This is a genomic window from Polaribacter sp. IC066, assembly GCF_007997085.1.
In the GTDB taxonomy this organism is placed as follows: domain Bacteria; phylum Bacteroidota; class Bacteroidia; order Flavobacteriales; family Flavobacteriaceae; genus Polaribacter.
The window spans coordinates 1-6,343 of sequence record NZ_VORR01000089.1; the positions used below are offsets into that span (position 1 = coordinate 1).

At 30.0% G+C, this 6,343-nt stretch carries 4 protein-coding genes; 2 read left to right on the forward strand and 2 right to left on the reverse strand.

Going from position 1 to position 6,343, the window contains the following annotated elements; all coding sequences use genetic code 11:
• Both tnpB and ES044_RS17625 read right to left on the reverse strand, forming a co-directional pair.
• Nucleotides 1–262, reverse strand: a 262-nt coding sequence (gene tnpB, locus ES044_RS17620; protein ID WP_147187454.1) for an IS66 family insertion sequence element accessory protein TnpB, incomplete at its 3' end; no start/stop codon positions are given.
• A gap of 618 nt (nt 263–880) precedes the next feature.
• Nucleotides 881–4,162, reverse strand: a complete 3,282-nt coding sequence (locus ES044_RS17625) for a CotH kinase family protein (protein WP_147120649.1) — start codon at nt 4,160–4,162, stop codon at nt 881–883.
• 506 nt (nt 4,163–4,668) lie between these two features.
• Between ES044_RS17625 and ES044_RS17630 the strand changes: the two genes are divergently transcribed.
• Both ES044_RS17630 and ES044_RS17640 read left to right on the forward strand, forming a co-directional pair.
• Complete coding sequence (locus ES044_RS17630) at nt 4,669–5,268, forward strand: DUF6642 family protein (RefSeq protein WP_147120648.1); 600 nt, start codon at nt 4,669–4,671, stop codon at nt 5,266–5,268.
• A gap of 578 nt (nt 5,269–5,846) precedes the next feature.
• A complete protein-coding gene (locus ES044_RS17640; protein WP_147120647.1) occupies nt 5,847–6,227 on the forward strand; it encodes a type I restriction endonuclease in 381 nt (126 codons plus the stop codon).
• The last annotated feature ends 116 nt before the right edge of the window (nt 6,228–6,343 follow it).

Consider the following 6,343-nt stretch of genomic DNA (forward strand, 5'->3'; position numbering starts at 1 on the left):
CTAAACCTTCTTCTATATTATATTCTGGAAGCTCAAAAATCCCTTTTTCCAATCGCTTATAATAAAGAACAAAGCCCCCAACTCGCCAATGAAGTAGCTTTAGTTTATCTTTCTTTTTATTGATAAAGGCATACACTACATTGGTGTTCTGGTTTTGATCCATGTGTTCTTTCACAATACCGCTCAATCCATTAAATCCTTTACGCATATCTACTGAATTTAGATAATAGTAATAGGTGTGCTCTGTTCCTAATCCTAACATGGTTTTATTTTTTACAAAAATCAAAAGAAATTGGGAACCCCACAAGATGTGCATAACCAGACGCTTACAAAACAGAAAGTGAAAAACAGCAAATAAAAAACACACAGGTATTTAAAAAAGTTTTGTTGCAACAATTATTTGTATAACGTCTTTGTGACTGTTATCTCCATTGTGAGTGTTGCTGTCATTGCGAAGCACGAAGCAATCCCACATAAAAAAGAGTATAATTAATATATTGCTTCAGCAGAAAAGCCTCTTAACAAAGAATTCTAATGTCATTAAGGGGATTAGCTTGTAGCGAGTTTCGAAGAAAAAGCTACCCCAATCAAAGAGAAGAAAAAATTAATAAAACAGATTGCTTCGTACCTCGCAATGACGAAATGAAATGAACAGATTGTTTCGGCAGAAATACCTCCTAATAACGAAAAACAAAGACTAAAAAACTATTAAAAGAATTGAAATATGTCTAAAAAATATAAATTATAATTAGAATTCAACTTCATTCAATAATTAGTCGGTTTAAGCTATACAAGTCTGGTGAATTTTTAGTGCTTTAATTTATTTTAAACTTACTGTATAAAATATATTTTATTTTGTTTCTTCGCTAAAAGTTATGAATTATTGTTTCATAACAGTAATTGTTGATTGGTTCCCGTTTATAAATTTCAATTTCACAAAATAAGTTCCTTTTTTAAGTTCGCTAATATTAATTTCTCCTGAATTAAAGTTGGTTTGAAATAGTTTAACTTTTTGACCTAGCACATTAAAAAATTGAATGGATGCTATTTTTTGCTCTGAAACAATTTTTAGTATTGCTAATGTTGGGTTTGGAAAAACGCGAAAGTTTACTGTATTCGTTTCAAAATTATCAACATTTAAAATGCGATTAGTACTCGATTTCCAGTGACTAGCAATGTTATTATCAGTATTTTCATCGATCAATTCTAAATAAAAACCATCTCCATCTGCAGTTTCTGGCCAAGGAGATTTATCAAAATACTCAACTTCATCAATTATATTTCCAAAAGCATTTGCTAGTACTAAATGGTGACTTTTATTCGACAAATCTCTTTGAAAAACATCAAAAGGAGCAAAGCCATATTTAGTTTGAAAAACTGTTGCATTTGATGCTAATTGAATTGATTTCTTCGCTTCAATCGTTGAATTTGTAGGGAATTGATAAGAAATACCCAATTTTGCTAAATAAATTCCTGTTAAATTAATAGTTGAGTTTCCTATATTTTTAATTTCTATAAATTCTAAATCATCACTTTCTGGAAACGCTGATGATTCTTGTGGATTATAATCAATTTTTGTAATAACTAAATTAGGTCTTGTAACAGTATTACAATCAGAAAAACTACCAAGATTGTTTTTCATCCAAGTAATTCTTGCTTGTAACCAATTTTTTATGTGACTAATTTCTCTAGTAAAATCATTAATAGTATTCCAACGTATATTTTCACGCACTACAGCTTCAGAAATTAAAGCAGCAGTATCATCAATTAAATTCGAAATAGAATCATGGTTTAAAGGCTCTCCAGTTTTAGTAACTTCTTCAAAACGTTTTGCCAAATAACATTTAAAAGTTGTATTATTAAAAAGATCTGTCCAAAAATTAGCACCAATATTACTATGTTTAAACTGCCAAACGTTTGTAAAACTTCTATCAAAACCCCAATCGAACAAATCGTTTCCATAGGTTAAATTATAATCCCAAATTGGACCCGCTCTTAATTTTCCGCCCCTATCTTTATGATAAAAAGTACTTAATGCATACGTATCTACATTCGAAGCAATTTCTGCCATCAACATATAATCTACAAAAGAAGGCACATTTATAACCGAAGGAAAACCATTTGAAATATTCGAATTATTGGCTGTTTCATCTAAATTTCTAAAAATCGACTCAATATAATTAGATTGTATTTGTGTAATATCTTCTGAATTTGGTTTTTCGTGAATATAAACAGCATTATTTGCAAACCAAGCTGCAGGATCTTTAGTACTAGTTCTATCTGTTTGAATAATATAACCTCCTGTAACTTCAGGAAAAATATTTTCATCTTCATCTAATTTTGCAAGATCTACCCGGTCTCCATCAATTTTTATTTTTTCAGAAAGTACGTACAAACCTTTATAATCGCCATTTATAACAACTTCGCAATATTTTAGATTTACAGCATATTGGCCCATTTTTCTAGCCATTTCATAGCTAATAAAATCACGCATCATACTATCATCATAAGCAAATGAGTTTAAAATCCAATCATTTTCTTTGGGCATACCTAATAATTTTACGTTGTCATTTTCTGTTCTATCATTCGATAATGTAGTAAGGCCATAAGGTTTTTTAGGCAATAATTGTGATGAAGAACCTCTAATCTCTATACTAATAGTGCCAGAGTAATCTAAAAAATCTTCATTATTGGCGTCAGTAACAAAATTTCTAGCGCCATTTGGTCTTTCAATAATTTTCATTGAACCAAAAATTCTTGGATCATCTAAAACAGTAGCGCCATTTTCAGTTTCTATAAGTACGATAGGTAAATTACTATCCGTAAAAATTAAACTATTGGGGTCTAAAATATACGAACTTGTAAATACAGCAGATGGAATATAATTTTCTGAAAATATTTGTGCTTTTACCGTTGTGCTCTCATTAATTTGAATTGGGTTTGTATACATAGTAGAGCTTGCTGTGGGATCAGTTCCATTAATTGTATACCTTATAATTTCTGTGGCAGTATTGCCAGATAATGTTAAACTGATAGGTGCATTAATAGTGCTACCTGGTTGAGAAAAAATAACTTCACTTTTAATATTTCCGCTATATTCTTGGGTAGAATTTTCAGAACCTGGAGTTGGCTCTAAATAACTTACAACCTCTCCAGAAGCTATAGATATTCCTATTGAAGTATTTTGAGAAAGATTTTCTGCAGTTATTTGATTCACGATCGTGCCCGACGCATTTGTTAAAAATAAGGTTTCTGAACTTGATGATATTTCAAAATTTGTATGAAGTTTATTTTCTGTTAAACCCAAAATTGCAGGTGGTGTTGTACCAATATTAGTAGGTGTTAAAAAAATTGCTGATAAAAAAGGGATGATGGAAAAATCAGAAGAATTTAAACCAAAGTTATGTGCTTGAATGGTTAAAATGTTTTCACCTTCCGTTAAAATTAAATTTAAATCTGTAATTGTGAACCTTTCTGGTTTGCCTCCGCTGTACATTTCAGCCTCACGAAATGTAATTGAACTAGCATTAAAAGCAGGTGGATTTCCATTTATGTTAGCTCTTGCAATTTCTTTTCCGTTTATATAAGCAACAAAAGCATCATCATAATCAACATCTAAAATTAATGAAGAAATATTAGAAAGGTTGCCAACAGTAAATTTTTTTCTAAGATAAATAGATTTTGTGCCAATAGGAATCCTTGTAGCATCATCTTCATCATTATAACCAAAGCCAGAATTACCAGAGGACCAACTTGAATCTTCAAAATTTAATGTTTTCCAAGCAGGATTGGGTTCAGAAATAGGAATTAGAAATTTAAATTCATCTCCCTGGTTTACAAGCGTTTTCGGATAATTAATTACGGTTCTGTTTTTTGATGATGCCCAAATAAGCATATATTCATGAGGGGATAATGTACTATTAGGAAATGTCCATTTTGTTAGATTATTGGCATCATTAGACAAAGACCAAGCCTTTATAGACACCTCTTGGTTGCCAAAATTATGAATTTCTAACCAATCTGACGTGTCTCCACCTTCATCTGTATAAACCGAATTTGAAGAAACAACTTCATTTATTCTGATAGTTTGAGCAAATGAGTGATAGAAAGTAACTAAAAATAAAACTACAAAATAATTGATTTTAATGCTTCTTGAATTCAAATTGTTTTTTTTAATAGTATTACAAATATATTCAATTAAATATATATATGTTCAGGTGATAAAAAAACCAAAACATCAATCCTTTAATAGGCAAGGTGCAATAATTTCAATTTTTACAAGCGTTATAGAAGGTTCTGCATTTTTTAAGAGCAATTGCAGTTTTAAAAATTATTTGGACACCTCTAAAATTCATTAAACCATAAAGTTGTAAACCATACTCGTAATACATCTTTATTTCAGTTCCATAACCTGATCGGTATGAATACAAGACTCAAGATAATATGGAATATGCTTTGTATGAAATGACGGTAGGTGCAAATTGGCAATCCGTGTGCAATACACATAGATGTTTAAGTTCATAATTTCTTTTTATTTAATTAAAAACTATAGGAATATATAAACTTTCAAAATTGTGTATATTTTACATGTATTTTATCTGAAATCGCAGAAAAATCTAAAAAGTTCCTTTAATTTTGTACTTATTTACCAATTACAAAATCCGAAATTTGTTAAAAAACAGACCACAATTACCCCAAGAACAATTTATAGATGCAGATTATTTCATTTACTGTTTAGAAGCGGTTCATGATATAGAAACGGACAAGGTTACCGAAGCACAAAAAAATCTAGAAGAATTGACCATGCAATATGGAATAGCCAGTATTTATAAGACATGCGACACTATTGAAGGTCTAGAAGAAAGCTTAAATGCATTGGTTTCAGATGATCATAACTTTAATGATTATGAGATCATCTACTTGGTCATCACCGGTGAAGCAAATAGTATTTGTTTAAACGACTATTACTATAGTCTGGTAGAAATTGCAGAAATTTTTGAAGGAAGATTACAAGGAAAGATTGTACATTTTTCAAATGCAAAAGTTTTAGATTTAGAGGCAGAAGAAGCACAATATTTTTTAGATATCACTGGCGCAAGAGGGATTTCTGGTTATGGCAATGAATTTAATGGAATAACAAGCTCAAATCTTGATAAAGCTTTTTTTAACTTATTTAAAGAAGATGAGAATATGTTAGATGTTGTAGAAGAGTTGCATCAAAAATACTACCAGGCCTGTAAACTACTTGATTTTAGATTGTATTATTAAACCATGATATTTTTTCTCAAATAATTTCATAGAGGTAGCTACTTAAGTACAATATTAATTTGAATTGATATAATTTTGGTTTTTGCATCATTCTAGAAATAAGATTATGAATTAACAAAAACAATATTTAAGACTTTCAGCAGGTGGAGTTATTCAAAACATAAGTAGTGAAATCGTTTATAGAACAATTTTATTTCGTCCTATTTTAAAAGAACAACAAAAAACAGCCACTTATTTAAGCGCTATTGATGATAAAACAGAAAATGTACATCAACAAATAAAAAAAACAAGCGTTTAAAAAAGGTTTGTTGCAACAGCTGTTTGTTTAACGATATTGTTTCTATTACTGTTATTGCGAGATTTAGCCTGTTGCGAGTTTCGAAGCAAAAACAATCTCACACAAAGAGTAGAAAGTATAATAAACACTTGGTAAACAAAGGATGACGGATGCAATTAAACGATTGCTTCGGCAGAAAAGTTTTGCAATGACGAATATCAAAGCAATGGCGATAAAAAAAAGCTAATAAAAGAATCGAAATATGTCTAAAAATCTGAATTACAATTAGAAAAAAAACCTCATTCATCAATTAGTTGGTTTAGGCTATACTCATGTTACTGTTGTAAATGAAGATGCCTTGATTTCTAATGTAAAAATTCAGTTAGAAAAATTTAATAACTGTACTTTTTCAGAGAAAGAATTCGAAACTATTTTAAATCATTTAGAAAAAGGTAATGTATTTGAAAAAGCGAAAACTTTACGAGGACGCTTTCAGTTTGTAAATGACAACGGAGAACCTACTTATATTCGTTTTTTTAATAGTGAAAACTACAAAGACAACCTATTTCAAGTCACCAACCAAATTACCCAAGAAGGCACCTATAAAAATAGATATGATGTTACACTTTTGGTAAATGGTTTGCCTTTGGTGCAAATAGAACAGGGCAAACTCATACTTTGACACTAAGTACTTTTAATAAATATTTTTCATTCCAAGCAGCTTTAAGTCTTTTACCAGGAATTCCCTGTTTTTCTGATGTTTCATTTCTTAATAAGTTCAGAGCTATTTTTAAAAGA